Annotated in this window: 22 protein-coding genes; 9 read left to right on the forward strand and 13 right to left on the reverse strand. The window is 43.6% G+C overall.

From position 1 onward, the window contains the following. Nucleotides 1-15: 15 nt before the first annotated feature. The gene (gene ubiA / locus QL898_RS07655; protein WP_290176380.1) at nt 16-933 is read left to right on the forward strand and encodes a 4-hydroxybenzoate octaprenyltransferase; all 918 of its coding nucleotides are present in this window, start codon (nt 16-18) and stop codon (nt 931-933) included. Then, a complete protein-coding gene (locus QL898_RS07660) occupies nt 926-1,603 on the forward strand; it encodes a DUF4112 domain-containing protein (RefSeq protein WP_290176381.1) in 678 nt (225 codons plus the stop codon). Before ubiA ends, QL898_RS07660 begins: the two co-directional genes overlap by 8 nt. A gap of 143 nt (nt 1,604-1,746) precedes the next feature. Here the strand turns inward: QL898_RS07660 and QL898_RS07665 are convergent, their stop codons facing one another. From QL898_RS07665 to ispZ, 6 genes are all read right to left on the reverse strand, one after another. Next, the gene (locus tag QL898_RS07665; RefSeq protein ID WP_160022277.1) at nt 1,747-2,385 is read right to left on the reverse strand and encodes a hypothetical protein; all 639 of its coding nucleotides are present in this window, start codon (nt 2,383-2,385) and stop codon (nt 1,747-1,749) included. A gap of 82 nt (nt 2,386-2,467) precedes the next feature. Next, entirely contained in the window at nt 2,468-2,902 is a 435-nt protein-coding gene (locus tag QL898_RS07670) for a secondary thiamine-phosphate synthase enzyme YjbQ (protein WP_160022276.1), read from the reverse strand. Between the two features lie 101 nt (nt 2,903-3,003). Continuing rightward, nucleotides 3,004-5,055, reverse strand: a complete 2,052-nt coding sequence (mnmD, locus tag QL898_RS07675) for a tRNA (5-methylaminomethyl-2-thiouridine)(34)-methyltransferase MnmD (RefSeq protein WP_290176382.1) — start codon at nt 5,053-5,055, stop codon at nt 3,004-3,006. A gap of 124 nt (nt 5,056-5,179) precedes the next feature. Next, nucleotides 5,180-5,569, reverse strand: a complete 390-nt coding sequence (locus QL898_RS07680) for a hypothetical protein (protein WP_227679357.1) — start codon at nt 5,567-5,569, stop codon at nt 5,180-5,182. A gap of 56 nt (nt 5,570-5,625) precedes the next feature. Beyond that, entirely contained in the window at nt 5,626-5,952 is a 327-nt protein-coding gene (locus QL898_RS07685) for a YciI family protein (RefSeq protein WP_102092803.1), read from the reverse strand. A gap of 103 nt (nt 5,953-6,055) precedes the next feature. Then, the gene (gene ispZ, locus QL898_RS07690) at nt 6,056-6,607 is read right to left on the reverse strand and encodes a septation protein IspZ (protein ID WP_101205812.1); all 552 of its coding nucleotides are present in this window, start codon (nt 6,605-6,607) and stop codon (nt 6,056-6,058) included. A gap of 292 nt (nt 6,608-6,899) precedes the next feature. Between ispZ and QL898_RS07695 the strand changes: the two genes are divergently transcribed. After that, the gene (locus tag QL898_RS07695) at nt 6,900-7,781 is read left to right on the forward strand and encodes a PHP domain-containing protein (RefSeq protein ID WP_290176383.1); all 882 of its coding nucleotides are present in this window, start codon (nt 6,900-6,902) and stop codon (nt 7,779-7,781) included. Nucleotides 7,782-8,051: 270 nt separating this feature from the next. Then, the gene (locus QL898_RS07700) at nt 8,052-9,479 is read left to right on the forward strand and encodes a diguanylate cyclase (protein WP_290176384.1); all 1,428 of its coding nucleotides are present in this window, start codon (nt 8,052-8,054) and stop codon (nt 9,477-9,479) included. 97 nt (nt 9,480-9,576) lie between these two features. Here the strand turns inward: QL898_RS07700 and QL898_RS07705 are convergent, their stop codons facing one another. After that, entirely contained in the window at nt 9,577-10,851 is a 1,275-nt protein-coding gene (locus QL898_RS07705) for a tRNA pseudouridine(13) synthase TruD (RefSeq protein ID WP_290176385.1), read from the reverse strand. A gap of 238 nt (nt 10,852-11,089) precedes the next feature. On the opposite strand from QL898_RS07705, the gene QL898_RS07710 reads away from it, so the two are divergent. Together QL898_RS07710 and QL898_RS07715 are read left to right on the forward strand one after the other, a co-directional pair. Beyond that, nucleotides 11,090-12,739 carry an FAD-dependent oxidoreductase gene (locus tag QL898_RS07710; RefSeq protein ID WP_290176386.1) on the forward strand — a complete coding sequence of 550 codons (1,650 nt, stop codon included), beginning with the start codon at nt 11,090-11,092 and terminating at the stop codon, nt 12,737-12,739. 88 nt (nt 12,740-12,827) lie between these two features. Beyond that, nucleotides 12,828-13,451, forward strand: coding sequence for a GNAT family N-acetyltransferase (locus QL898_RS07715; protein WP_290176387.1), 624 nt, complete (start codon nt 12,828-12,830; stop codon nt 13,449-13,451). A 44-nt stretch (nt 13,452-13,495) separates the two neighbouring features. On the opposite strand, the gene QL898_RS07720 is transcribed toward QL898_RS07715, so the two are convergent. The 4 genes from QL898_RS07720 to QL898_RS07735 form a co-directional block, all read right to left on the reverse strand. Next, nucleotides 13,496-13,657: a hypothetical protein gene (locus QL898_RS07720; RefSeq protein WP_227511163.1), complete on the reverse strand. Its 162-nt coding sequence runs from the start codon at nt 13,655-13,657 to the stop codon at nt 13,496-13,498. 301 nt (nt 13,658-13,958) lie between these two features. After that, nucleotides 13,959-15,323 carry a glutathione-disulfide reductase gene (gene gorA / locus QL898_RS07725; RefSeq protein ID WP_290176388.1) on the reverse strand — a complete coding sequence of 455 codons (1,365 nt, stop codon included), beginning with the start codon at nt 15,321-15,323 and terminating at the stop codon, nt 13,959-13,961. Between the two features lie 174 nt (nt 15,324-15,497). Then, entirely contained in the window at nt 15,498-15,950 is a 453-nt protein-coding gene (locus QL898_RS07730; RefSeq protein WP_160022269.1) for a threonine/serine exporter family protein, read from the reverse strand. Nucleotide 15,951: 1 nt separating this feature from the next. Further along, nucleotides 15,952-16,740, reverse strand: coding sequence for a threonine/serine exporter family protein (locus tag QL898_RS07735; RefSeq protein ID WP_201548821.1), 789 nt, complete (start codon nt 16,738-16,740; stop codon nt 15,952-15,954). Between the two features lie 117 nt (nt 16,741-16,857). On the opposite strand from QL898_RS07735, the gene QL898_RS07740 reads away from it, so the two are divergent. Further along, nucleotides 16,858-17,139, forward strand: a complete 282-nt coding sequence (locus tag QL898_RS07740) for a DUF503 domain-containing protein (protein ID WP_290176389.1) — start codon at nt 16,858-16,860, stop codon at nt 17,137-17,139. A 211-nt stretch (nt 17,140-17,350) separates the two neighbouring features. Here QL898_RS07740 and QL898_RS07745 read toward each other — a convergent pair whose 3' ends face one another. Together QL898_RS07745 and uvrA are read right to left on the reverse strand one after the other, a co-directional pair. Next, nucleotides 17,351-18,529, reverse strand: coding sequence for a hypothetical protein (locus QL898_RS07745; RefSeq protein ID WP_290176390.1), 1,179 nt, complete (start codon nt 18,527-18,529; stop codon nt 17,351-17,353). 164 nt (nt 18,530-18,693) lie between these two features. Beyond that, nucleotides 18,694-21,600: an excinuclease ABC subunit UvrA gene (uvrA, locus tag QL898_RS07750; protein WP_290176391.1), complete on the reverse strand. Its 2,907-nt coding sequence runs from the start codon at nt 21,598-21,600 to the stop codon at nt 18,694-18,696. Nucleotides 21,601-22,282: 682 nt separating this feature from the next. Here uvrA and QL898_RS07755 point away from each other — a divergent pair. Together QL898_RS07755 and QL898_RS07760 are read left to right on the forward strand one after the other, a co-directional pair. Beyond that, entirely contained in the window at nt 22,283-23,647 is a 1,365-nt protein-coding gene (locus QL898_RS07755) for an MFS transporter (RefSeq protein ID WP_290176392.1), read from the forward strand. 141 nt (nt 23,648-23,788) lie between these two features. Beyond that, nucleotides 23,789-24,400: a DUF3833 domain-containing protein gene (locus QL898_RS07760; protein ID WP_160022260.1), complete on the forward strand. Its 612-nt coding sequence runs from the start codon at nt 23,789-23,791 to the stop codon at nt 24,398-24,400. Nucleotides 24,401-24,407 lie beyond the last annotated feature (7 nt).

Here is a 24,407-nt window from a genome sequence, read left to right on the forward strand (position 1 = left end):
TGATAATAAAAAGCCATGACATTTAAAGACAAGCTACAAGCCTACATACAGCTAACCCGTTTTGATAAGCCAGTCGGCATTGAGCTGCTCTTATGGCCAACGCTTTGGGGCGTACTACTCGCTGCAATGGGTCAAGCGCAGCAGCAAGGAATGGCGGCAGCGTTGCCAAGTATCAAGGTGTTCGCGACATTTGCTCTTGGTGCAATATTTATGCGAGCGGCTGGTTGTGCGATTAACGACTTTGCTGATCGCAAAGTAGATGGTCATGTGACTCGCACTAAAGGTCGCCCATTAGCAGATGGACGCTTATCTGGCAAAGAAGCCGTCGCTGCATTTTTAGTACTGGTGCTATTGAGTGCCAGTCTGCTATTTTTCCTGCCCATAGCTGTGTTCTATTGGTCGCTTGGTGCCGTGGTATTGGCGTTTATTTATCCCTTTATGAAACGCTATACCCACCTGCCGCAAGTATTTTTAGCAGCTGCTTTTGGGTGGGCGATACCGATGTCTTATGTGGCGGTGCAGGGCGCTCCTGATATTTGGTGTTGGCTGCTATTCTTAGCTTATATGTGCTGGACAGTGGCCTATGATACCCAGTACGCCATGGCTGACCGTGAAGATGATTTAAAGATTGGTGTGAAATCAACGGCGATACTATTCGGTCGTTATGATGTGATTATCATCTCAATATTACAGGTGCTATTTTTGCTAATGATGGGCGTAGTTATGTGGCATTACTTTGCCCCGACCACATTAGGCGTAACGCCGGTATTTGGGTTGGCGCTTGTTGCGATGATGTTTGCCAAACAAAACAGCGCTTGTGCCAGTCGCAATCCTTTGGCTTGCTTTCAGGCGTTCTTGGCCAATATCTGGGTAGGGCGCTATGTATTTGCGCTCATCGCAATTACTTGCATATGGACGACGCTAAATGGATAAGTTCGATAAATTGCCGAGGTTTAAATCAAAGAAACTGTCTGATACGAATGCCTCAGGCGTGGACTATCAAGCTAAACTTGCGGAGCATGGTCTGACGCGCGAACAAGTTATCGCAACTGAGCGTAAGTTGGCGAAGTTTGCCAATACCATGGATTCACTAGTACGAGTGCCTTTTACCAAGCAAGGAATGGGTGCGGATGCGGCGCTTTCGACCATTCCACTAGCAGGAGACTTGGCAGGATTGGCATTGACCAGTTATGCATTTATATTAGGACGTCAGTTAGGTGTGCCCGCTCATAAAATGACGCCAGCGGTTAGATTGGCACTTATTGATATGGTCGTTGGTATCGTACCTGGGATTGGTACGCTATTAGATATTTTTATTCGTCCTAGCCGTAAGACACTGGGTATCGTGCACGAGCATCTACATCATGAGTATGGTATTACCGAAACCATGCATATGGATCGACCGTTTTTGCACCAGTCATTAGAAGACAAGCAACAGCAAAGCCGCTTTGGGTTTTTTTGGCGCAATCCAATCGTTGCTTGGTTATATTTGCATATCCCTGATTTTCTTGGACTGCTGGTCATTGTATTTGTCGGCTGGGGGCTGTGGACAGTGATAAGCTGGTTGGTTGGGATGTTTGGGCAATCGACTGGGTTTGGGTAAATATAATTACTTATCAGACAGCTCAGTAGAGACAATTCAGTACATAGTAATACACAGAAACGAAAAAAGCGGCAACGATAATAACGTTTGCCGCCTTTTTTATGATTTTAAATAGGGCATTGAAACAAAGGCCGCCTCAGACTTTATTCAGTGATGACTTCTGCTTCAGCACTGACGGCATCAAAGCTAGTGACTTTATTGTTTCGGATAAGGTCGATAGTGCCGCCACCAGCATGACTGACGAGTTGGATACTACCGTCAGCTGATTGATAGGTAGGATTATTGCCTTGGCCTTCTGGTGCACTTAAGGTCATTTTTGGTTGATTGGGGCGGGTAATGATAGCGTTGAGCATACCAGCTGCCGACGTCTCAAAGACTACGGACAAATTCTCACCTGCTGCACTCTTATAACGGACATCAGTGATTTGTGCGCCTTTAATAGCTTGTTCTGGATTAGGTTTTTCAGCGCTATCATTTGCAGTGAGCGTAGTATCACTAAGATCTTTATTTAACTCTGTTAAGCTCATATCACGTTCTGAATCAGTCTGCGCTACATTTTGAGCATCATCTGCATTGCTACCTTCGGCTGCATCAACGTTAATATTAGTCGTTACGGGCGTGGTTTGCGTTGAGGTCTCAGCTGGAGTTATATCAGTTGCTTCAGGTTCTGGATCTTTTTGACAAGCAGTAAGTAGCAACAGACTGAAGAAAATAGCAGGAGCCGTACGATAAAGCAGTTTAGATTTTCGTAAGTTTAGTACTTTTGAGAGAGAAGTATTCATAATCAGCTTTATCCCTTAATAGCGCTCTACGTAAATGGGGCAATTGGCAAGGGTCAACCTGCTATTTATTGACAGTATATTATTACGTATTTACCGTAATCACCAGCTTACGCTGTCCGCCATATTCTTGCAGGTCTCTATGCTCACATAAATAAATCCCTTGCCACATGCCTAGACCTAATCCACCATCGACAAGCGGTATAGTCAAGCTTACTCCAAGCATCATGCTTTTGAGATGCGCTGGCAAGTCGTCTGAGCCTTCTAAGGTATGGCGATACTCTGGCTGATCTTCTGGTGCGATTTTATTGAGCCAATCTTCTGTATCTAGTCTGACCTCTGGATCAGCATTTTCATTGATTGCAAGACTGGCTGACGTATGCAGCAAAAACAGATGAACCAACCCTACCTTGTCAGAGTGAGGTAGCAACTGAGAAATCGCTTCTTCAACCTTTGGAGTAATGATATGAATGCCACGCGCATAGGCGGGTAGGGTAAGGGTTGTTTGGTAATAGCTCATGGGGCATATCTCATTATTAGAGTCGACACTAAATTAAGATATCATAAGACAGAATAAACCGTAGAGAGCATTGCTGTTATTTACACAAGAGCCATTTATTCTTAAACAAGCGGCGTCTGTAGCCGTGTACGATTGGGTGATAGGCGTGCGAGCATTGCCTCTGACAGTGGTGCAAACGACCCTAGCATCATATCTGCTAATGCTTCAGCGCAAATAGGTGCCAATGCATAACCCTTTGCGCCCATCGCACTCATTGTCCATATCCGCTGACTGTTTGCCAGTTGTCCAACGATAGGATGGTAATCAGGCGTTTGGGTGCGAACGCCAGCTCGTCCCTGCCACAGACTCGTATCCGCCGGAATAATAGATGCCATTTCAGGAATAGCATTGATGAGCTTATCTCGGCTAATTTGATGTTCCTCATCACGTATATCAGTACTTGTATCATTGCGGATAAAACTCGCGCCAAGCAATAAATAGGGCTTGTCAGCGACAACAGTATTTAACTTATCATCTCCAGCCTGTGCGTTGAACCGCGCGCAGTAACCACTATATTTAAGCGGTATTTTAGGTAGCTTTGTTAGTTGCTCCGCTGAAAGGGTAAACCAAGATAGCTGCCCACGAATTTTACGACAATCAAAAATACGCTGATCCAATTGATGACTTTCAAAAGCCGCGCAAATGACGATATTATCAGCAGTCATAGTGACAGGATTACGGTTTTCATCGATACCTTCGATACGAACTTGCTGCTCAGTCTCGGTAATTTTATTCACTTCTAACTGCTGAAAGCGAATGAGTGGATGAGTCAGTATGATGTCTTTTAGTGCTTGTGGATTGACCAGGCCAGACTGAGGTAAGTATAAGTTCTCTGATAAGTCCTGCTCTTTTAGGCCACTAGTAATCTGTGCTTGCTCATGCGATAGGGTGGTCGCCATCTCGTCAGGATAGTCGGCAATTTGTTCTGTACCGATATTGGCTTTTATGAGCAAATCAAGGGCGCCAGTCAGTTCAAGTACCGGTGCTGTATTAAGCTGTACGGCTGTTTGATTGAGGTCTCGATATAGCCTGCTGCTATGGAGATAGCCTATGGTATGCAGATGCCCGTCAACATGGTGAATCGGCGTCATTTTGGGCGCAAGTAACGCTCTAGGATTGCCTGATGCACCTGCTAAGGGCGCTGATTTATCTAATAAAGTAACGGTAATACCGCGATTGGCAAGCGACCAAGCTGTGAGCAATCCTGAGACACCTGTACCAATAATGACAGTATTATCGAATGTGCTATAAGTCGTTTCCTGCTTTGCATCGCGACCTTCATTAACACTATCAGTATCACCATTTTCTACATTGGTCATGATGGCCGTTAGCATTTCTCGCTTTCGACCAAAACCTCTGACTTTCTTAATTTGAAAGCCATGCTCTCTTAGTCCACGCTTGGCGATACCTGCACAGCTGTAAGTAGCGGCAGTCGTATGAGGGCGTGATAGACGCTGCATTTGGGCAAAGATACTGTCAGCCCACAACGTACTGTTGCAAGAAGGCGCAAAACCATCCAAAAACCAAGCATCAATATAAGGTGTATGCTGGTTAGAATGGTTTAATGCCAGTTTGCTTAGACTTTCTGCTGCATCACCAAACCACATATCGACAGTTAAGTTATCATGAGAAAAACTTAAACGATGACAGCCTGCAATCAGGGGCGGATATGCAGCCAAAAGTGGCTTAATAAATGCCATTAGTTCAGGCGCGCGCTGACCCCATAACGCAAGTATCTGCGTCAAATCTGCTAGTGGTATAGGGAACTTTTCAGTAGTAATAAAATGTAGGCGAGCCGTTGCTAATTGCGGATTGGTTTCACGCAGTTGTCGCCACAATTGCCACGTTGCTAGTAGATTAAGCCCAGTTCCGAAGCCTAGCTCAGCAATCGTAAAGCATTGCTTTGGTGCAAGGTGTGCTAAACGTTCTGGTAACTGATTGTGCTCTAGAAACACGTGACGAGTCTCTGCCAAACCATCCGCATGAGAAAAGTACACATCCCCAAACTCACCTGATACTGGCACCATATTGCCAGTATCATCCGTTTGCCAGTCAATCTTGGCAGGCGTGATAACGTTTAAATGTTCAGGGTTTTGACGATTAGCGGTAGACATGAGGCACTTCTTAGGAATATCAGTAACGGTAGCTCAATGATCAGCTGTGACGGATCAATGATATCGACATTTGGTCAGACGCAGCGAAGGAGAGTAATGCAAGTCAGTGCTAGCAAAGCTAACGCTACCAGCGCTCACGACGGACAAATACTAACCACGAGACAAAAATACCGACTAATAGACTGATCAAAACGGTAAACGCACCGTATAGAAACAACTGTCCTTTACTTTCGTAAACCAAGACATTTACTTGAGTCTGTAAGTCGTTCACTTGACGCTGTAATTGTGCATTACGGCTGAGCAGTTCTTGATTGGCAGCTGACAATGCTTTAGTAGATGGTTGCAACTGTGCCGCCAAGGTATCATTGATATCTAGCGCTGAGTTTTTAGTTGGCAAAGCGCGCGCCGTTACTGGACCAGTCAAAGGCAGCACTGCTGTCGGATCGGTTGCATCGACAGCAGGTGTTATGGACGCCGCAGGTGCAGCCTGCACCGAAACGGCTGTCACTAACATGAGACCAATCAGGGCACTTTTATAGAAACGGGTAGGTGAAAAAAAGACTCTCTGGATCACGATGCAGCTACTTGATTATTACTGTCAGTTGGCGCTGGCAATGCTTGAACAAATGGTTTGATATCGACATGACTATACACGCCATCACGTAAGTAAGGCTCATCGTTTGCCCATGCTTGAGCCGCTTCGATAGAATCAAAATCTGCAATGATTAAGCTGCCTGACATATCGCTCTTGCCATGCTCGATAGGCGTTGGCCCCGCGATAACGAGACGACCCTGTTGATGCAGTGCTTTTAGGCGTTCAATATGTTCAGTACGAGTAATCAGACGTTGTGCACTGCTATTAGCCACGTCATGACCAATGATGGCAAATAAAGACATGAGACTTCCTTAGTGAATAATAAAAAAGTAATGATGAGCTTATATGGGCTTAATATAAACGTCATAGCAATAAAGTGATTGATGCTATGACAAGGCAACAGAACTATTTAGTGGCTTTGTCCGTCAGCGCAGGGTTGAGATGCTTTTTCAACACGGCAAATTGAGCCACGACAAACACCAGCATAATCGGAATCCAGCCATAGGTCTTAAAGTTGATCCAAGCTTCATCTGACATTGTGAACGCTGTGATATAATGTAATACAGCCATTAGGGCAAAAAACAGTGCCCAAGCAACGGTCAGCTTTTTCCAGCCGCTAAGCGTCAGGGTAAATACCTCTTTCATAGCAAGCTGCATCAATGGCTTATTAATAGCGGCACTGACGAATAGCGTCAACGCAAAAATACCATTGATAATGGGCGATTTCCAACGCAGATAAATATCATCACGCAGCAGTAATGTGCCGCCGCAGAATAAAATCGTTAATAATAAGACAACCCATTGCTGCTTATCAAACTTACCTTTTTGACGAATAAAATGAATGGCGTAAACGATAATAGTGGCGACGAGCAAAGCCCCTGCCGCGGCTAAAATACCGTTATAACGCGCCGCGATAAAAAAGGCAATTAAGGGAATAAAGTCTAATAATGCTTTCATAGCAAAGGGTATATCCAACAAAAACGTATGGGGTAGTTTACACGTCTACTGCACCAAAAAAAAGCAATCAACACGATAATCATGCGATATCCGCAACCTACAGAGTAATACTTTCTTATTGCGCCTGATGACCATGCCGCTGGCCAAATATAAACACGAATACAGCACCAATAACTGCTAAATCTACAGAATGAGCAAGACAAATCACAATACTCATAATAGTAATAATGACTAGTCTGCTCACTAGCTTTTATTCTACTCTTATTTTATTTAACACTTTAAGGCTCAGCTTATGAAAATCGACTTACATTGCCATAGTACTTGTTCAGATGGTACCTATGCACCGACCGAGGTCATACAGCGTGCCCATGCAGCGGGCATTAACGTATTGGCATTGACTGACCATGACACGTTGGCAGGAATTGACGAGGCAAGGGTCGCTGCCAGTGCCTGCGATATGCAGATTATTAATGGCGTTGAAATCAGCTGTGAACATACATTAAGCGGTGGTTACGGAAAGAATAAGTCTACCAATAAAATTATTCATGTACTTGGACTGGACTTTACTGATCGCGAAAAAATGCATGCAACGTTGCAGCAACTGCAAGACAGTCGAGCAACTCGTGGTCAGCGTATCGCCGAAAAATTGAGTGAATTATTAGATATTAATTATGATGAGCTATGGCAGGCAGTGCTCGATAAAGCAGGCGGCAACCCACAAGCAGTCGGCCGCGCCCATATTGGACAGGTATTGTTTGAGCGCGGTGAAGTCAAAACCGTTCAAAAAGCCTTTGATAAGTACCTAGCAGATAATAAACCTGCTTATGTAGCAATCGAGGCGCTGACGATGCAGCATGGTATCGAGCTGATTCATGCTTGCGGCGGCAAAGCGGTGCTCGCACATCCCACGCGATATCAACTATCAGCGACACGCGTGCGTAAACTGATTGAAGAGTTTGCGCAGCTTGGCGGAGATGCTTGTGAACTACCAGCCACTAGTGAGCCAATTAGTACCCGCAGAATGGTCGACCGTAGCATTGCTGAGCATGGTCTTGCGGCATCTATTGGTAGTGACTTTCATGGTAGTAACATGCCTTGGCGAAGTTTGGGCGATGTTCCTACTTTAAATGATGATCAGCAAGGGGTTTGGGAGTCTTTTGCAACGCTTGCTTAATGAGTGAGATTTACCTTTTTACAGTTATTTCTAATAAGGTTACTTCTAGTAAGGTTACTTCCAATAGTGATAAGGCCTTATTTATCATGATGAGTAAGGCCAAAATAGCTACGTAAACATAATTACATTCATAGAGAAATTATTGGGAAATAAATGCGTAAAACAGATTGATAATTTAGGTATAAATTGCCACACTGAATAGACCTTAATCGTGGCTCACGGCTCGCTATTTTTTAACTCTATAAATTTGACTATCTGCGGTAGTGCATTATGGCTGTATATAAGTTCTATCTAGGCCACAGAGAGCTTTCTAAGGCTGTTTTTGAGTGGGATGCTGCTGATAGGACAGCTCTACTAACAGCATTTATGATGATGGAGGTTTTTTCACATTGGCTATGGTGCTTATTTGTATGGTATCGCCGCGATACTTATAGTGTTTACATTGATATCAACCTGCTCTATCCAGTATGGACTAGCGTGTCTATAGTTGGTGTTTTCTTACTATGGATGTCCAGTCGTTTTTCACCAGTTAGAAGCGTCATTAGCAATCTGCACATATGGCAAGCTTTAATCATCACTATTTATAGTGTCTATATTACTTTTATTGTCGCCATACTAGGGCATAGTAGTCTGGTAACGGGTGTATCACTAGTAGGTGGTGCTATGCTAGGAATGATGCTCATTAACCGGAATTACGTTTGGCGAGCATTTATAGGGCAAATTATTGCGATCTTAGTAGTATCGCTGCTTCCTTATTTTGGTATTACGATACCCAATCTACGCCAACTTACGGCAACCACGCTTCCTCCTAGTATTCATAGTTATATGACTCATAGTGATATGACTATCATCAAAAATGAGGCGTTGACCTGGGAGGGTCTTAATCACCTGCGTCAATCTTCCAACCTTTTGTGGCGCTCTACTCATATTTATATGTCGCTACCAAAAGCTATTTTTATCATTTATATGTTTCGTATTTTGTTAGTGTCATTAGATGACAGTCGAAGAGAAACCTTACGACATGCCAATCAGGACGAGCTTACTCAGCTTAAAAATCGTCGCTACGGTTTGAAAAAAATGAAGTATGCTTTGGCTACTGTGCGAGAATATCAAGATTTAAGCGTCATGCTGTTAGATTTGGATTGGTTCAAACAGATCAACGATAATTATGGTCACGATGTAGGTGATCAGGTTCTGATTGAAGTCTCACAGACACTATCACAATCATTAACAGATAAGACTATCATCAGTCGCTACGGCGGCGAAGAGTTTTTAATTGTATTGCCAGATACGAAGCATGATAGCGCTATGATGATAGCCGAGCAACTACGACTGAATATCGCTGAACATGTCATGAAGATTGAAGGTCTGGCTGATTTTAATGTGACAGCAAGTTTTGGGCTATATACTTTAACTCATGAAGAACGAGCTTGTATTGTCCAAGGGTATGAAAAGATTACGCAGCAAAAGACCGTCGCTCGAACATCACCTCTTATCAAGCCAATTGCTACTCAGCGCGCGGAAAGCCAAATTGCCTCAATACAAAAGCTGCCTAGTGATATTTGCCAGCGTTTGATTAGTACAGCAGATAAAGCCTTGTATGAGGCTAAGCACCGTGGTCGCAATCAAGTTGTTAGCGCAAATGAGATGTGGGCTGAAAAAGAAGGCGGTAAGCAATCGCTTTATAAAAGTCGCTAGTCGTTCATAAACAGCCATACCGCTAACACTGTATAAGTATTATTAGTATGGCTGATATTCTATTGATTGGTCCAATTGAGGCTTCGATTTGATACAATCAAGACGCTAATTGCTGTACCAAGCTTGCGAGCACACTTGTGGCAAAGCTACCCGTAGTTAAAGTAAAGTTTAATACCAGTGTTTGATCGTCCGACCACTCCCAACTTAACGCCTCAATCGGTAGACGTAGCGCTCGTCTTTGCGCCTTAATATCGCGCTGCTCTAATCCAGTTGCTAGTTGCATGAGTAGGGGGCTGTGTTGTACTACCGTGGACTCTAAATCTGCAGCGCTACCAGTGACTTTATCGTTACCCGTGCCCCATAGCACGGCAGTTGGATGAATATCGCCACTGTCAATACGAGCATGCAACGTATCATCTAGTGCCTCACTAGTGAATATCGATCCTGAACCATCTAAATTAAACACCTCGCCTGCTAGGCCAGTGTTCCAGCTGCCATCACGCACTCGCGCTGCCAATATCTCATTAAATATTAAACTACGTGCAGCAGACAATTCCATCGTATTTTGCTCGCGCGGTGCACGTTTGCGTTTGCTCTTTTTTGGTTGCGGGCGAGGCTCTCGCGGTGGACGAGCAAACAGTGATAAAGCTTCTCTGACGTTGTTACCCTGACGGCCAAAACGCTGTGGACCAAAATAATTGGGTACGCCACTTTCACCAATGCGTGTTAGATGATGCTCGACGGCCTCTTTTGCAGATAGGAGTTGCTCAGGTGATACATTGTTTTCATTATTTTCGTCACTAGCGCTCGCAAACTGAATATCACGTAAAGTAATAACAAACTGATTGGCACGGTGCGTACCGCGATTGAGTTTTTTATTGTGCCAATGCTGCGCAAGGATAGTGACAGTCTCATTTTCGCCGATGTCCACTGGTGCAAACTCAGTAGGCGGCAATTGCTTCTTTGGTATACGCAAACTAAACCACTGGGTCGTCAACGCATGACGATCCTTCAACCCTGAGTAGCCAACATCACGTAACGGAATGTCTGCCCACTCTGACAGTAGTTTCGCCAGATAAGCAGTATTCATGCCTGATTTTTCGATATGTAGCCATAAATGCTCACCTTCACCAGTGAAGTCTAATGGCAATAGCTCATTAACGATAAAATCAGTCGTATTAGCCTTGTAAGTCGCTTGCTGTATTGGCTGCAAACTTGGCTGAGGCAAGTTAGCAGTATCTGTAATAGCGGCGATATCCATATGAGCTAGGTCAATTTGCTCACTGGCTGTTGGATCAATAGCTACAGCTTGGCTATCTAAACCGGCTCCAGCAGTAGTGGTTATGTCGTTTTGGTTGTCTTGAGAAGTCATAAGGTCGTCTTTTATTTTGTTTAATAATGATGATTAGAAGTAAAAAGAGTGCGGAAAATAAAGTCGCATAATTACGTTTTGCAACGCAGCAAACATACAAAAAAACATCGTGTGCGCGGCGCTCTTGCTACTATCAATGCATATTAAAAATAATAGGATAAGTTGAATTTGTCTGGTTGGTTACGGTCATTTTCAACCTGCTGTCATTAGACATCATTATAACTGTTAAGGAAGCATTATGACCGACGCAACGATCAACACAGTTACCATCAGTAAAGCGGATATCCCAAGCGGTGGTATGAAATCATATAAGCAAGAAGATGATAGTATCATTTTAATCACTCGCGATGACGATGAGTTCCGTGCATTCGATGGCAAATGTCCACATGCGGGCGCAGACTTGGGTAACGGATTACGCTGTGGCAATCGCGTAGTTTGTCCTTGGCATCATGCGACTTTTGATAGTCGCGATGGTTCACTATTAGAGCCGATAGCGACTAAAGGCTTGACCCAGTATGAGCTGATTCATGATGGTGATAATTTGACAGTCGATACCTCAGCTCAGGTAACGGGACGGGTCGAAAATGATAAATTAATTGACACCCATACTATTATCGTTGGTGGTGGCGGTGCAGGATTTATGACGGCCGACCAGTTGCGTCAGGGTGGCTATGGCGGCAAGATTACATTGATTAGTAAAGAGGATAAGGCTCCTTACAATCGTCCTTTATTATCCAAAGCGTTTTTGGCAGGTAAGATGGACGAGGATAAGCTGCTATTGGGCGGTGCTGACTGGGCGGATAACAATAATATTGAGTTACGCCTCAACCAAACGGTTGGCGAAGTGCTACCCAATGAAGCGACCGTCGTCATCGAAGATGATGATGGCAACAGCGAGCGACAAACTGCAGACTTCTTGGTTGTCGCCACTGGTGCTAAACCAAACTTACCACCTATTACAGGTGCTAACATAGATGGCGTATATACGCTACGTAGCATGAGTGATGCCAAATTAATTAAAGCGGCCAGTCATGATCAGCATGTGGTGATCATCGGTACAGGTTTTATCGGCATGGAGACCGCTTCAGCATTAGCACAAGCAGGCACGACAGCTTCTATTACAGTGATTGGGCAAGGTAGCCGTGTGATGGGCAATATTGTCTCTGAAACGGTGAGTAATGCCTTAATTAAATTGCATGAAGAGAAGGGCATCAGTTTTGTGTTTGACGCAACCGTCAATGAAATTACTAAGGTTGATCGTCAAGTGAACAAGGATGGAGATAACAATAATCAGGCTTTCTCAAATGTAGGCGGGGTTATGCTGGCGAATGGCGAGCATATTGATGCTGATATCGTGATATTGGGTACTGGCGTGTCTCCACGTACAGAGATATTGAGCGAAGTTAACGATCCAGATGGTGTACAAGTCGATGCACATCTACAGCTGCGCGATGGTGTCTACGCACTGGGTGATATCGCTAAAGCTAGCAACCAAATGGGTCGCATGCGTATTGAGCATTGGCGCGTAGCATTGCAGCATGGCATGGTCACAGCTGCTGCGATATTAAATGATGACAGTGTCGATTCACTGGAAGCGCGTATTCCTTTCTTTTGGACCATGCAATATGGCAAGAGCCTACGCTATAGCGGTCATGCCGCGACACCAGATTACAATATCCTATTTGGTACGCCAGATACGCATGATTATATAGAATACTACTTCGATGATGAAGGCGAGGATACACGGGCTAGTGCAGCAAGTACGCTTGGACGTGATAAAGAGTTGGTTGCCTTCTCTGAGTTATTACGCCGTGGTCATGCGCCGACACGTGCGCAGCTTAATGCAGGTCTTGATATTATTGAGCAAGCGCATGTATTATCGCGCTAGTACTATAAAACAATAAGTATTAGTATTTAAGCTGACTTACCGATCTAAGTCAGTTTTTTTATATGAGTGAAAAAGGAAAAATTATAATATGAGCGAAAACAATATAAATAGCAGCAATATAAAAACAGACCACTTTAATAAAGAGTCGGTATTTTTGCGTGAAGCGACATTAGAGGATATTGGCGCACTTGAGCAGTTATTGAATTGCTGCTATCGCGAGACAGCAGGCTGGACCAATGAGGCCGATTTGATAGGTGGTATCAGGACTACATCAGCGGAGCTCGCTGCTGTTATCAATGACCCTAACCACTATTACTTTGTTTATCCGAAAACCACAACGGGCAATCGTGAGGGAGATGAGACGGGTGAGATACTTGGCTGTATCGCTGTCGATATCAAAACTGATGCTGCCTCAAATAAGAAAGCCTATATCGGCATGTTTGCGGTACATCCTGTGCTACAAGGGAAGGGTGTTGGCAATGTGATACTACATGCAGCTGAGACCTTTGCAGATCGCCACTTACAGTCACTGAATCAGCCTAGCCGACTGACTATGTCTATCCTAAGTCATCGTCCTGAGCTTTTGGCTTACTATCAGCGCCGTGGCTATCAGTTCAACGGTAACAAAATGCCGTTTCCAAATGATGGCAATAATGGCGAGCCAAAGCGTGATGATTTAGAGCTATTAGAACTAGAAAAATTCGTTAGCTAATCAAGTTGGCTTAGTAAAAAACACTAAAAAATATTCTATCTCGCTCAACCCCAAAAATGTCCAAAGGTCATAAATAGACCAATACTCAGCAGCATAAATGCCACAATGATTAGGCGCTTGAACCAGTTAAATGCTGGCAAGCGCGTGGCATTATCATCCGACATTAGATAAGCGAACAAAAACAATAGGCTTGCTGCCAAGGTCATGATGCCAAGCCCAATCGGTAATATAAATAAGTACACCTGCCACACAGTCATCTCTCAACGGTCAGTATTAATCGCATCATAACAGCATCAGGATTGCGCTGTCAGTATGCCTTGCTTTAAATTTCTTAATGCAAATAATAATTAGAAAAATACAGTAGTCATCAGTGCGATATAAAAGTAATGAGTCAGTTTTAGACCTACGAAGCTATATGCTTACGTCATGACTGAAAATAAAAAAGGACGCTCAAATGGCATCCTTTTTTATAATAGCTAAGAATAAGAGAAACGTTAAACAGTGAGCTTAACGCATCGTCACAAACTCTTCCGAGCCAGTTGGATGAATGGCAACGGTATTATCAAAGTCAGCCTTAGTCGCGCCCATTTTGATAGCGACTGCGAAGCCTTGAATCATCTCATCGACGCCAAAACCAATACCATGCAAACCAATGACTTTTTCGTCATTGCCCAAGCATACTAGCTTCATGGTGCATTTTTGACGATGTTGAGTGACCGCGCTATACATATCGGTAAAGCTTGAGGTATAACACTTGATGTTTTCTTTGCCATAGTGTTCTACCGCGTCGATTTCAGATAGCCCAATCGTACCGATAGCCGGATGAGTAAAAATCACGGTCGGTATCAACGAGTAGTTCAAATGCTCATTGGGCTTATTGTTAAACAAACGCTCGGATAAACGACGACCTGCGGCAATCGCTACGGGCGTTAAATCTACGCTGTTCTCGATAATATCGCCAACCGCATAAATACCATCGACGTTGGTGTTTTGGAATTTATCGACTTTAATTTTACCCGTCTCGGTTGTCTCGACCCCTGTCACTTGCAGATTGATTCCATCAGTCGATGGTGCACGACCAATCGCCCAAATCAAGCAGTCAACAGTATCGATACAGTCTTCACCGCCATCGTGGGTGGTTAAATCGAGACTGTCATCGTCATTTTTATTGACTTCACTGATCACCGTGTTGGTGTGTAATGTGATGCCAGCTTGTTCCATTTCTATCAGCAAAGTCTCTACGATAGTATGGTCAAACGTACGTAGTGGCGAGTGTTTACGTACATACAAATGCACTTCGGCACCCAGACTGTTTAACACGCCTGCGATTTCGACAGCGATATAGCCTGCACCCACAATCGCCACGCGTTTTGGCAAATGATTCAACGCAAAGAATCCATCAGAATCGATGCCGTATTCTGCGCCTTTGATATCTGGCTGAATCGGATGACCGCCCGTAGCAATCAAAATATGGTCTGCGGTAATCAGCTCGCCATTTACTTCTACGGTATTGGTATCGACAAATTTGGCAAAGCCTTTGATCACTTCGACGCCGTTCTTTGCCAAGTTATTGTCATAAGCGCGGTGAATGTTTTCGATATATTGTTGACGGCTCTGTACTAGTTTCTGGAAGTCAAAACCTTTAACATCGACATCAAAACCATAGTCTGGTGCATATTTATGGATGGCTTCAGCCACTTGGGCGCCATACCACATGACCTTTTTGGGAACACAGCCCAAATTCACACAAGTGCCACCCAATTGATTGGCTTCGATAATGGCGCATTTTTTGCCATAGCTGGCTGCACGGTTGAGTGACGCGATGCCGCCGCTACCACCGCCAATAGAGATATAGTCATAATGTTTGGTCATAATACGGTCTCTTTATTAAGTTGTTATGGGTGCTGTTTCTGACTCTACTGTAATGGGTCTTATCATCCATCTTACAAGTTTTTTATGGTTAGCGTATGTTGAATCGCTTGACTACAAATGGTATTTAATTAAGAAAAGCCCAACATCTAGATATTTAAATCTACCTATAACCACTTATACAATAGGACGACGTCTATAAAATAATAGTCCCGGAATAGACAAGCCAAGTACCAATCCTGAGGTCACAAATAACGCTTCGAACAAATACACCATCATTTGGCTAAATAACTCGTCTGAAAAGCCAAAATAGCCGATCTGTACCATACTGACCATCGCCTTATAGGCGGCGATACCAGGCATCATGCAGATGACACTGGGCGAGATGAGCGCTTTGGGAGGTAGAGTATATTTCTTAGAAAAATACACGCCCAAAAAGCTAGCAAGCATCGCGCCAAAAAAGCTAGCAACCACGATATGAATGTGTTGATAAACGAGCGCTGTCTTTAACCCAAAGCCAAATGCGGTCATCAGTAAACACGGCAAGATATAGCGTTTGGGTACGCTAAACATTAGCGTCCAACCAAGGGTAATGATACAAGACAGTACGACGGTTTTAATAAACCACATCTTAAAACCCCCAGTGCTGTATGCGAAGTAAAACCAGTGCCATTACGATACCGACACACGCGGATAAGGTGAGCATATAGGTAAAGACCGCACGCCCAACGCCAATATTGACATAGCCTTTGAGTATGTCTGAGAACGAGTTAATCAACGGAAAGCTGGGCACCAGTAGCAACACACTAGAGGCAACAGCGATATCGGCATTATTACCAATATCAAAATAATAGGTCGTCGCCCCAATGAGGGAGGCAATAAAAGCGGTCACAATGACAGTGATAAAGGGATTAAAGTGGTGCTTGGATAGATAAATACGGGTGAGCATCGCCACCATACCTGCGATGAAAGTCACCGCTGTAATCGACCAACTACCTCCATTCAGATAAGCAAACGCCGCACAAGAGGCACCAACAAATATACTTACGAGCCATGTTGGATATACGGTCTTATCCAACTCATCAAAGGCAAGGGTCGTGCGGTCAATTAAATCGGTACTATCGACAGTGGCTTCAGTCTTATTGACGATTTGCTGAATTTGTACCAACAGATTGACATTAATACTCTGATTAATCGTGTCTCTAGTAGTGGTGATACAGCGCTCGTCACAGATAGTCGTCAGGGTGATAGCATTAAAGTTCAGCGAGCATTCGACGCTGTTCATTCCCAAGGCAAGACCCAAACGTTTGGACAAGTCCACCACCACGGCAGACTCAGCGCCATACTGCATAAGGAGTAATCCGCAGCGCACGCATAGTCGAGTAATACGCTGCTGCTTTACGTAGCTGATAGAAGTCATTGGAGGAATATGCATATTGGCTGCGATATCGATATGGATAGAGGTAAAGATAGCATAACTTGCCGTGCTTATTTGCTACTATTATAAAGCGTAAACCACTGTCACAAGGAGAATAAAATGCATATCGCTATCTTAACGCTGACTTTTGCGCTACCTGGCTGTAGCTCATTAAAAGAAAAGCGCCAACGTATGGGCGGCCTGAACGCACGTTTTGGCAATACGCCAAGCGTTGCGGTGTGCGAAAGCGGTGAGCGTGATCGGCATGACGCCAGCGAGTGGACGTTTGTGATCGTTGGACTGTCCAAACGTGAGGTCGAGTCGCAGTGCAGTCAGATCGAAGAAAAAATAGAACGCACGGTGGATGCAAGGATGATGAATGTGGAGCGGGAGTTTATTTAGTTAGTAGACCGGACTTCATAACAAGATTGCTATGAAGTCAATTTCGATTAATGAGGGGGTTATGAAACAACAAAAATAGTGATAAAAGTTATTGTACTTCGTAATTAAATTTATTTATCGGTATAGGGTGCACTTTTATTTCTTATATGGAACAGTAGCGTATTTGCAAAAATGCAGGTTTGCTTTATCTATGATAAGCCCACAAATTATTCTAATTGAACGTTGCAAATACAACATTTTTCGCCATAAATGCTAGTGTCTGTTTTCCCTTTCCAATTTCACTACATACATCTGCTGTTGTTTTAGAAACTAGTCTAGTTTTACCATTTTTGTCTTTATATTCTACCTGCAAATTATCTTTGTCAGTATACCACCATAAATTATACAGAAATTGAGAGGAGTATACGGCTCTATTATCTTCCTCACCTATGAGTAAGTCTTGAACAACCAAATAAGCATTATCATCATTAGTCTTAAGAGATATCATTTTGAACTGTGCAAGGCTGATTACCATGTAGATAGAAGCTGCCATTGCTTCTGGTCTTAACTTTGGTTCTTCTTTTATGTGAGCTCTTAAAGATTTTATTTCCTTATAGTTATCCCATTGGAAAATCTCTCTTGCAAGCTTTATTGCATTGTAGTAACACAATACATTTTGTAAGGTTAATTCGAGATCTGAAAGGGTTGATTCAAACTCTATTTTTTTGTCCCCTTTTCCATAGCTACATTTAACTACTCCATTTTTTTGAAGACTAGCATTGTGATGGTAAGACATGTTTCTCAATTGACTTACCCTAATATTCAGAGGTTTTGGTCTAAGCAACTTCTGGAAGTCGTTATGTTCTAGAAAGTCTACTAATATCCCTAGATCATAATCATCGACTTTTTCCTTAGAAAATTTATCACCTTTTATAAGTTTATTTAGCTGAAATAGTTCTTTTAAAAGTGGCTTGGATGCTCCTTCAATTACAAGTCCTATTGATTGTAGGATATAGTTATGATAATCCTCTACATCAAAAAAATTTTTCTGCTTTTTTTCACTATTTAAGAAAGTCCAGAATTTAGAAAGTCCTTCTAAAAAATCATCGCCATAATCAAACATTGTTTCAAGAGTATACTTAGAGTCTATTGAGTATGCATCATTGTAGAGTTTAAGAATTTTTTCTGTAAACTCAAACTGTTCTCTTGTCTTAAAAGCTATAAAGTTAATCCAGGTTTCAAGATAAAGATCGATAGAAGTTTCTTCAAAAAAATTCTGATTTTTGAAGTACGGCTTGAACATAATTATTATAAATTCTTCTATCTGAGAATGTGTCAATCCTTCCTCATATAAAAATGGTATTGGGTTACAGTCCTCAAATTTCTCAAAGAATTGGGTATAGTCTTTCATAATATCTTTTCCAGTATGAATGTATAAACGAGATTAATTATAGCAAACGTAGGCTAAATATTTTGCCTCACTATGATTTATAGTACTCACACAAGTTACTCTACCCAACACAAAAAGGCCACTCCTGAAAGAGTAGCCTTTTCTCAATCATTATCTAATTTGTCTTAGCTTACGTCTTTTAATCCTTGCTCAAGCATCGGCTTCAAAAACTCACCCGTGTGTGAGCCCTCGACTTCCGCCACTTCCTCAGGCGTACCCTCCGCGATAATCATGCCGCCGCCTTTACCGCCTTCAGGGCCAAGATCAATTACCCAATCCGCCGTTTTGATAACATCCAAGTTGTGCTCGATGACCACGATGGTATTACCTTTATCGCGTAGGGCATGCAGGATATTGAGCAGCTTATCGATATCATGGAAATGCAAACCAGTGGTTGGCTCATCCAAGATATATAGCGTCTGTCCCGTATCACGTTTGGCAAGCTCACGCGCCAGTTTGACTCGCTGTGCTTCACCACCTGATAGCGTTGGGGCAGACTGACCCAAGCGGATATAGCTCAGACCAACATCCATGAGCGCTTGCAGGCGACGATAAATCGCTGGAATGGCTGAGAAGAACTCAGTCGCATCTTCAACAGTCATATCAAGCACGTCAGCGATGGTTTTACCTTTATAGTGAATCTCTAAAGTCTCACGGTTATAGCGTTTGCCTTCACAAGTGTCACACGGCACATACATGTCAGGTAAGAAATGCATCTCAACTTTGATCAGACCATCACCTTGACACATCTCACAGCGTCCGCCTTTGACGTTGAAGCTAAATCGACCGGCTTTGTAACCACGAGCCCGCGCTTCTTGCGTTTGTGCAAACATCTCGCGCACTGGCGTAAAGACACCGGTATACGTCGCTGGATTTGAGCGCGGTGTACGACCGATTGGGCTTTGATCGATATCGACCATTTTGTCCAAATGCTCAAGACCGCTAATGCTCTCAAACTTATCGGCAATCAGCGTTGAGGCATTATTTAACTGAGTCGCTGCCAATGGCATAAGCGTACGATTAATCAAGGTTGATTTACCCGAACCTGAGACACCCGTCACACAAGTCATGATACCAACAGGAATGGTCAAATCTACATCATGTAGGTTGTTACCTGACGCGCCTTTTAGCTCGATGGTCATCGGTACTTTTTTGGCTTTGGCCTTACCTTTGACTTCCATATCGATGGTTTTGGCTTTATGGCGGACAGTTGGAATCTCGATTTTTTTCTTACCAGACATATATTGTCCAGTCAGCGACTCTTTGTTTGTCATGATGTCATCGACCGTACCTTGGGCGATAATATGACCGCCATGTACGCCTGCACCGATACCAATGTCGATGACGTGATCCGCTTGGCGAATCGCATCCTCATCATGTTCAACGACCAGTACCGTATTGCCCAAGTCACGCAAGCGCGTTAAGGTTTTTAGCAGACGATCATTGTCACGCTGATGCAGACCGATTGACGGCTCATCAAGTACGTACATGACGCCCATCAAACCTGCACCGATTTGGCTAGCCAGACGAATACGCTGTGCTTCACCACCCGATAGTGTCTCGGCGGAGCGGGCTAGTGTTAAATAATCAAGCCCGACGCTCACAAGAAAGTTTAAGCGCTCATTAATTTCTTTAAAGATTTTTTCCGCAACTTCACCTTTATGACCGCCAATCTTTAGCGTTTTATAATAGTCAGCCGCATCACCGATAGATAGCTTAACGATTTCTGCAATGGTCTGGTCATCAACACGGACATTACGCGAGATTTCATTTAGACGTGCGCCGTCACAGACGTTACAAGTGGTATCTGCCAGATATTTAGCCAACTCATCACGAACGAGGTTGCTTTGAGTCTTGGCATAACGACGCTCTAGGTAAGGAAGCACGCCTTCAAACGGTACCGTCTTATTGGTTTTACGACCGCGCTCATCAGTAAAGTTAAAGGTCAGCTTTTCTTTACCCGAGCCATGCATGATGAGATCTTGCTGCGCTTTTGGCAGCTCTTGCCACGGCGCATCCATATCAATCTTAAAGTGTTTACAAACAGTCGAAAGCAAACCAAAGTAATACGCATGGCGCTTATCCCAACCATTAATCGCGCCTTGATTGAGCGATTTTTCATGGTGAGTAATCAGCTTTTCGGCTGAGAAATACTGACGTTTACCGAGACCATCACAGCTTGGGCAAGCACCATACGGATTGTTAAAGCTGAACATACGCGGCTCAAGCTCAGACACTGCGCGATCACAGACAGGGCATGAATGCTTGGCTGACATTACTTGGTTCTCGTCACCGCCTTCTTTTGGATTACCATCCATAAAGTGTAGCGTGACCAGTCCTTGTCCCAAACGTAGCGCTGTCTCTAAGCTCTCAGCGACACGGTTGCCCAAGTCATCACGGACTTTAAAGCGATCGACCACCACTTCGATGGTATGTTTTTTCTTTTTATCTAGGGTCGGTAGCTCGTCAGTGTCATAGACATCACCATCGACGCGCACACGGACAAAACCTTGTCCAATCAGCTGCTCAAGCAAGACGGTATGCTCACCTTTACGCTCGCGAATCACCGGTGCCAAAATCATAATTTTGGTGTCATCTGGTAAGGCCATGACCTGATCGACCATCTCAGTGACCGACTGCGCGACCATTGGCTCACCGTGCTCAGGGCAATATGGCGTACCGATGCGTGCATATAGCAGGCGCAGATAGTCATAAATCTCGGTAATCGTACCGACGGTCGAGCGTGGGTTATGGTTGGTTGATTTTTGCTCGATAGCAATCGCAGGGGATAGACCCTCGATACTATCGACGTCAGGTTTCTCCATTTGCGAGAGGAACTGACGCGCGTAGGCCGATAAACTCTCGACATAACGACGTTGCCCTTCCGCATATAGCGTGTCAAATGCCAAGGAAGATTTACCAGAGCCAGATAGGCCAGTGATTACCACGAATTTATCTCGTGGGATGTCTAAATCGATGTTTTTTAAGTTATGAGTACGTGCGCCGCGTATTGCGATATGGTCATGTGCCATCGGTTACAGGTTTCCTATTTGCTAAAAGGGGATTGGGAAATATCTCAAGCTAAAAAGTAAATACAGATCAGTAAAGTGGTTGGTTAAAACGTGAATAATTCTAAATTTATGATGTTGTTATAAGTAGTGTTGTTATTAAGAGTATCGTTATAAAGGTACATATATTGATAAGGTAAAAGTTCTGTTAGCCTAGTTATTCATTTTCTATTATTGTTTGGCTTTATGTTGCTTGTCGCTCCTATGACGATTTTTTATAGGACTAAGCAAATCTAAATCAAATCAGTGTTAAGTAACAGGCATCGTTTGTTATGGTTTTGACCAAAAATGTCATTTTATAGAAGCGTTCGTCGTTACGTAGATATGGTGAGTGAGCCGTTAATTGTGCTGACAACGTTTTACTTTATTGTCATGGCGACAGCATTATTCAAGGTATCACTGTGCATCTGATGCACTTGGTAACAAAATAATCTCGTAATATGAATGGCTTGGGTTGAGGGCGCATACGTTACTGCACCAGTAAGACAAAAGTCTCGGCAACCAAACGGCGAATGTCTTATACTAGGGGGCTTGATTTATAGGCCAATGCCTTGATAAACCAGTAGTGATAAATCACGGTATGGCACAGTGTTAGTCGTGAAAGATAGCAATGAGCAACCAGCAATGATCAACCAGTGAGGCAAGTATGAATAGCGTAGAGAAACGGGCAATCCTCGGAGTCGGTGGCATCTTTGCCTTACGTATGATTGGCTTGTTTATGATTGTGCCTGTATTTTCTGTCTACGGTGACAATTATGCACACGCAACGCCGTTTTTGATTGGTTTAGCCGTTGGTATTTATGGATTGGGGCAGGCCATCTTTCAGATACCGATGAGTTTGGCTGCTGATAAATTTCCGCGTAAGCCTATTATCTTTTTAGGATTGATACTATTCGCTGTCGGCGGCATGATTGCAGCAAATGCGACAGATATTTATGAAGTGATCATTGGTCGAGCGCTGGCGGGTAGTGGTGCGGTCTCTGCTGTGCTTATGGCACTATTGGCTGATGTGACTCGTGAAGAGATGCGTACCAAGGCGATGGCCACGATGGGTCTGACGATTGCGACCTCTATTATGCTTGCGTTTGCTTTTGGTCCATTATTAGTCGGCTCGCTCGGTATCTCTGGACTGTTTTGGTTGACTTCAGGATTTGCTATATTGGCGATGCTGCTATTGGTGGTAGTACCGACGCCTATGCGCGTGCTTAAGCATAACTTAGATAATAAAACCATCAGTCAACAGTTAGCGACTGTCCTCAAGATTGGTGATCTTAACCGCTTACATATCGGTATCTTTGCGCTACATCTGACGATGACGGCGATATTTGTGATATTGCCGCACCAGCTCAGTGACGTACTTGGCTTGTCAGTACGTCAGCAAGGCATGGTTTATTTGCCGCTATTGTTTATTGGCTTCGCCATCGCGATACCATTTATTATCATCGCTGAAAAGAAACGCAAAATGCGTCAGGTGTTTTTGGGTGCGATTGCATTAATGACCGCCGCTTTAGCAATACTCGCGCTTGGTAGTCAGGTCGGTGTTGGTATTATATTTGGTTTGCTGCTGTACTTTATGGGCTTTAATTTACTTGAGGCAACGATTCCTTCGTGGATATCTAAGCGTGCACCAGTCGCCAATAAAGCGACCGCAATGGGGCTTAATTCCTCTAGTCAGTTCTTTGGTGCATTTGTCGGCGGGGCAATGGGTGGTCTGTTATTAAGCCAGCCTAATTTGTTAGCGTGGGGCATACTGGCTATTATTATGGGTGCCGCATTGCTTATCATCATTCCCATTTCTCAGCCACCTTATCTATCGAGCACAACGGTTACTATTCCTAAAGATATCAATATTCAAGACTGGTCACGGCAAATGCTAGCAGTAGATGGCGTTGATGAGCTGGTCGTCATGGCAAAAGAGCAAGTCGCTTATTTAAAGTTAGATAAGACACAGTTGACGGATGATTCACGTCAGCAGCTATCGAGTTTGGCGCAGAGTCCGTTAGATATTTAATACGATATATAACAGCTTTAGGCTTATGTTTTTATATAGAAACAAAGCCAAATAGCAAAAATTGCACAGACAGCAATCTCATAAACGACCAATATCAATCAGTGGAAACTAACTATTTATCTCTATTTAAAAGGAATTAATATGAGTAAATTTAAGATGTTGTATGGTAGTGTCATCGAGGGTAAAAAGAAGGCGCATCGCTCAATAGCTAAGTTAACAGTAGGTCTTGGTTTATCAGCCATGCTATTGACTTCTGGTTGTGCTACGCAAAATATTCAGGCCTATCAGAGCACCACCCCAACACTCGACATGCACGAGTTTTTTTCGGGTCAAATCGATGGTTGGGGTATGTTCCAAGGTCGAAATGGTGAGGTCAAAAAGCGCTTTTATGTCGATATTGATGCAACCCATGAGGGAGATGATGTCATTGTCCTAAACGAGAAGTTCTCGTGGGCAGATGGCACAAAATCGCAGCGCATATGGCGTCTGACTGAGCAGACAGATGGCAGCTGGAAAGGTGTGGCAGGTGATGTCATTGGCGAGGCAACAGGGAAAGTGGTTGGCAATACGTTGCACTGGAATTACTTATTAGAGTTACTTGTCGAGGACAAAACCTATAAAGTAACGTTCGATGATTGGATGTATCTTATCAATGAGGATGTCATGCTCAATCGCTCAGTGATGAAAAAATTTGGTGTAGAGCTGGGTAGCGTGACATTGAGCATGCATCGCAAGCCTTCTGATGCTAACTAGAAATCTC

The organism is Psychrobacter sp. APC 3279 (assembly GCF_030407795.1).
In the GTDB taxonomy this organism is placed as follows: Bacteria; Pseudomonadota; Gammaproteobacteria; order Pseudomonadales; family Moraxellaceae; genus Psychrobacter.

Excerpts from the sequence above, each read along its gene's own strand:
- QL898_RS07685 (WP_102092803.1), bottom strand. The coding sequence starts at position 5,952 with ATGTCTTTATTTGCCATCATTGGTCATGACGTGGCTAATAGCAGTGCA.
- QL898_RS07745 (WP_290176390.1), bottom strand. The coding sequence starts at position 18,529 with ATGAAAGACTATACCCAATTCTTTGAGAAATTTGAGGACTGTAACCCA.
- QL898_RS07720 (WP_227511163.1), bottom strand. The coding sequence starts at position 13,657 with ATGACCTTGGCAGCAAGCCTATTGTTTTTGTTCGCTTATCTAATGTCG.
- uvrA (WP_290176391.1), bottom strand. The coding sequence starts at position 21,600 with ATGGCACATGACCATATCGCAATACGCGGCGCACGTACTCATAACTTA.
- QL898_RS07755 (WP_290176392.1), top strand. The coding sequence starts at position 22,283 with ATGAATAGCGTAGAGAAACGGGCAATCCTCGGAGTCGGTGGCATCTTT.
- QL898_RS07670 (WP_160022276.1), bottom strand. The coding sequence starts at position 2,902 with ATGAGCTATTACCAAACAACCCTTACCCTACCCGCCTATGCGCGTGGC.
- QL898_RS07710 (WP_290176386.1), top strand. The coding sequence starts at position 11,090 with ATGACCGACGCAACGATCAACACAGTTACCATCAGTAAAGCGGATATC.
- QL898_RS07680 (WP_227679357.1), bottom strand. The coding sequence starts at position 5,569 with ATGTTAGTGACAGCCGTTTCGGTGCAGGCTGCACCTGCGGCGTCCATA.
- gorA (WP_290176388.1), bottom strand. The coding sequence starts at position 15,323 with ATGACCAAACATTATGACTATATCTCTATTGGCGGTGGTAGCGGCGGC.
- ispZ (WP_101205812.1), bottom strand. The coding sequence starts at position 6,607 with ATGAAAGCATTATTAGACTTTATTCCCTTAATTGCCTTTTTTATCGCG.
- mnmD (WP_290176382.1), bottom strand. The coding sequence starts at position 5,055 with ATGTCTACCGCTAATCGTCAAAACCCTGAACATTTAAACGTTATCACG.
- QL898_RS07660 (WP_290176381.1), top strand. The coding sequence starts at position 926 with ATGGATAAGTTCGATAAATTGCCGAGGTTTAAATCAAAGAAACTGTCT.
- QL898_RS07760 (WP_160022260.1), top strand. The coding sequence starts at position 23,789 with ATGAGTAAATTTAAGATGTTGTATGGTAGTGTCATCGAGGGTAAAAAG.
- QL898_RS07695 (WP_290176383.1), top strand. The coding sequence starts at position 6,900 with ATGAAAATCGACTTACATTGCCATAGTACTTGTTCAGATGGTACCTAT.
- QL898_RS07715 (WP_290176387.1), top strand. The coding sequence starts at position 12,828 with ATGAGCGAAAACAATATAAATAGCAGCAATATAAAAACAGACCACTTT.
- QL898_RS07735 (WP_201548821.1), bottom strand. The coding sequence starts at position 16,740 with ATGACTTCTATCAGCTACGTAAAGCAGCAGCGTATTACTCGACTATGC.
- QL898_RS07705 (WP_290176385.1), bottom strand. The coding sequence starts at position 10,851 with ATGACTTCTCAAGACAACCAAAACGACATAACCACTACTGCTGGAGCC.
- QL898_RS07740 (WP_290176389.1), top strand. The coding sequence starts at position 16,858 with ATGCATATCGCTATCTTAACGCTGACTTTTGCGCTACCTGGCTGTAGC.
- QL898_RS07665 (WP_160022277.1), bottom strand. The coding sequence starts at position 2,385 with ATGAATACTTCTCTCTCAAAAGTACTAAACTTACGAAAATCTAAACTG.
- ubiA (WP_290176380.1), top strand. The coding sequence starts at position 16 with ATGACATTTAAAGACAAGCTACAAGCCTACATACAGCTAACCCGTTTT.
- QL898_RS07730 (WP_160022269.1), bottom strand. The coding sequence starts at position 15,950 with ATGTGGTTTATTAAAACCGTCGTACTGTCTTGTATCATTACCCTTGGT.
- QL898_RS07700 (WP_290176384.1), top strand. The coding sequence starts at position 8,052 with ATGGCTGTATATAAGTTCTATCTAGGCCACAGAGAGCTTTCTAAGGCT.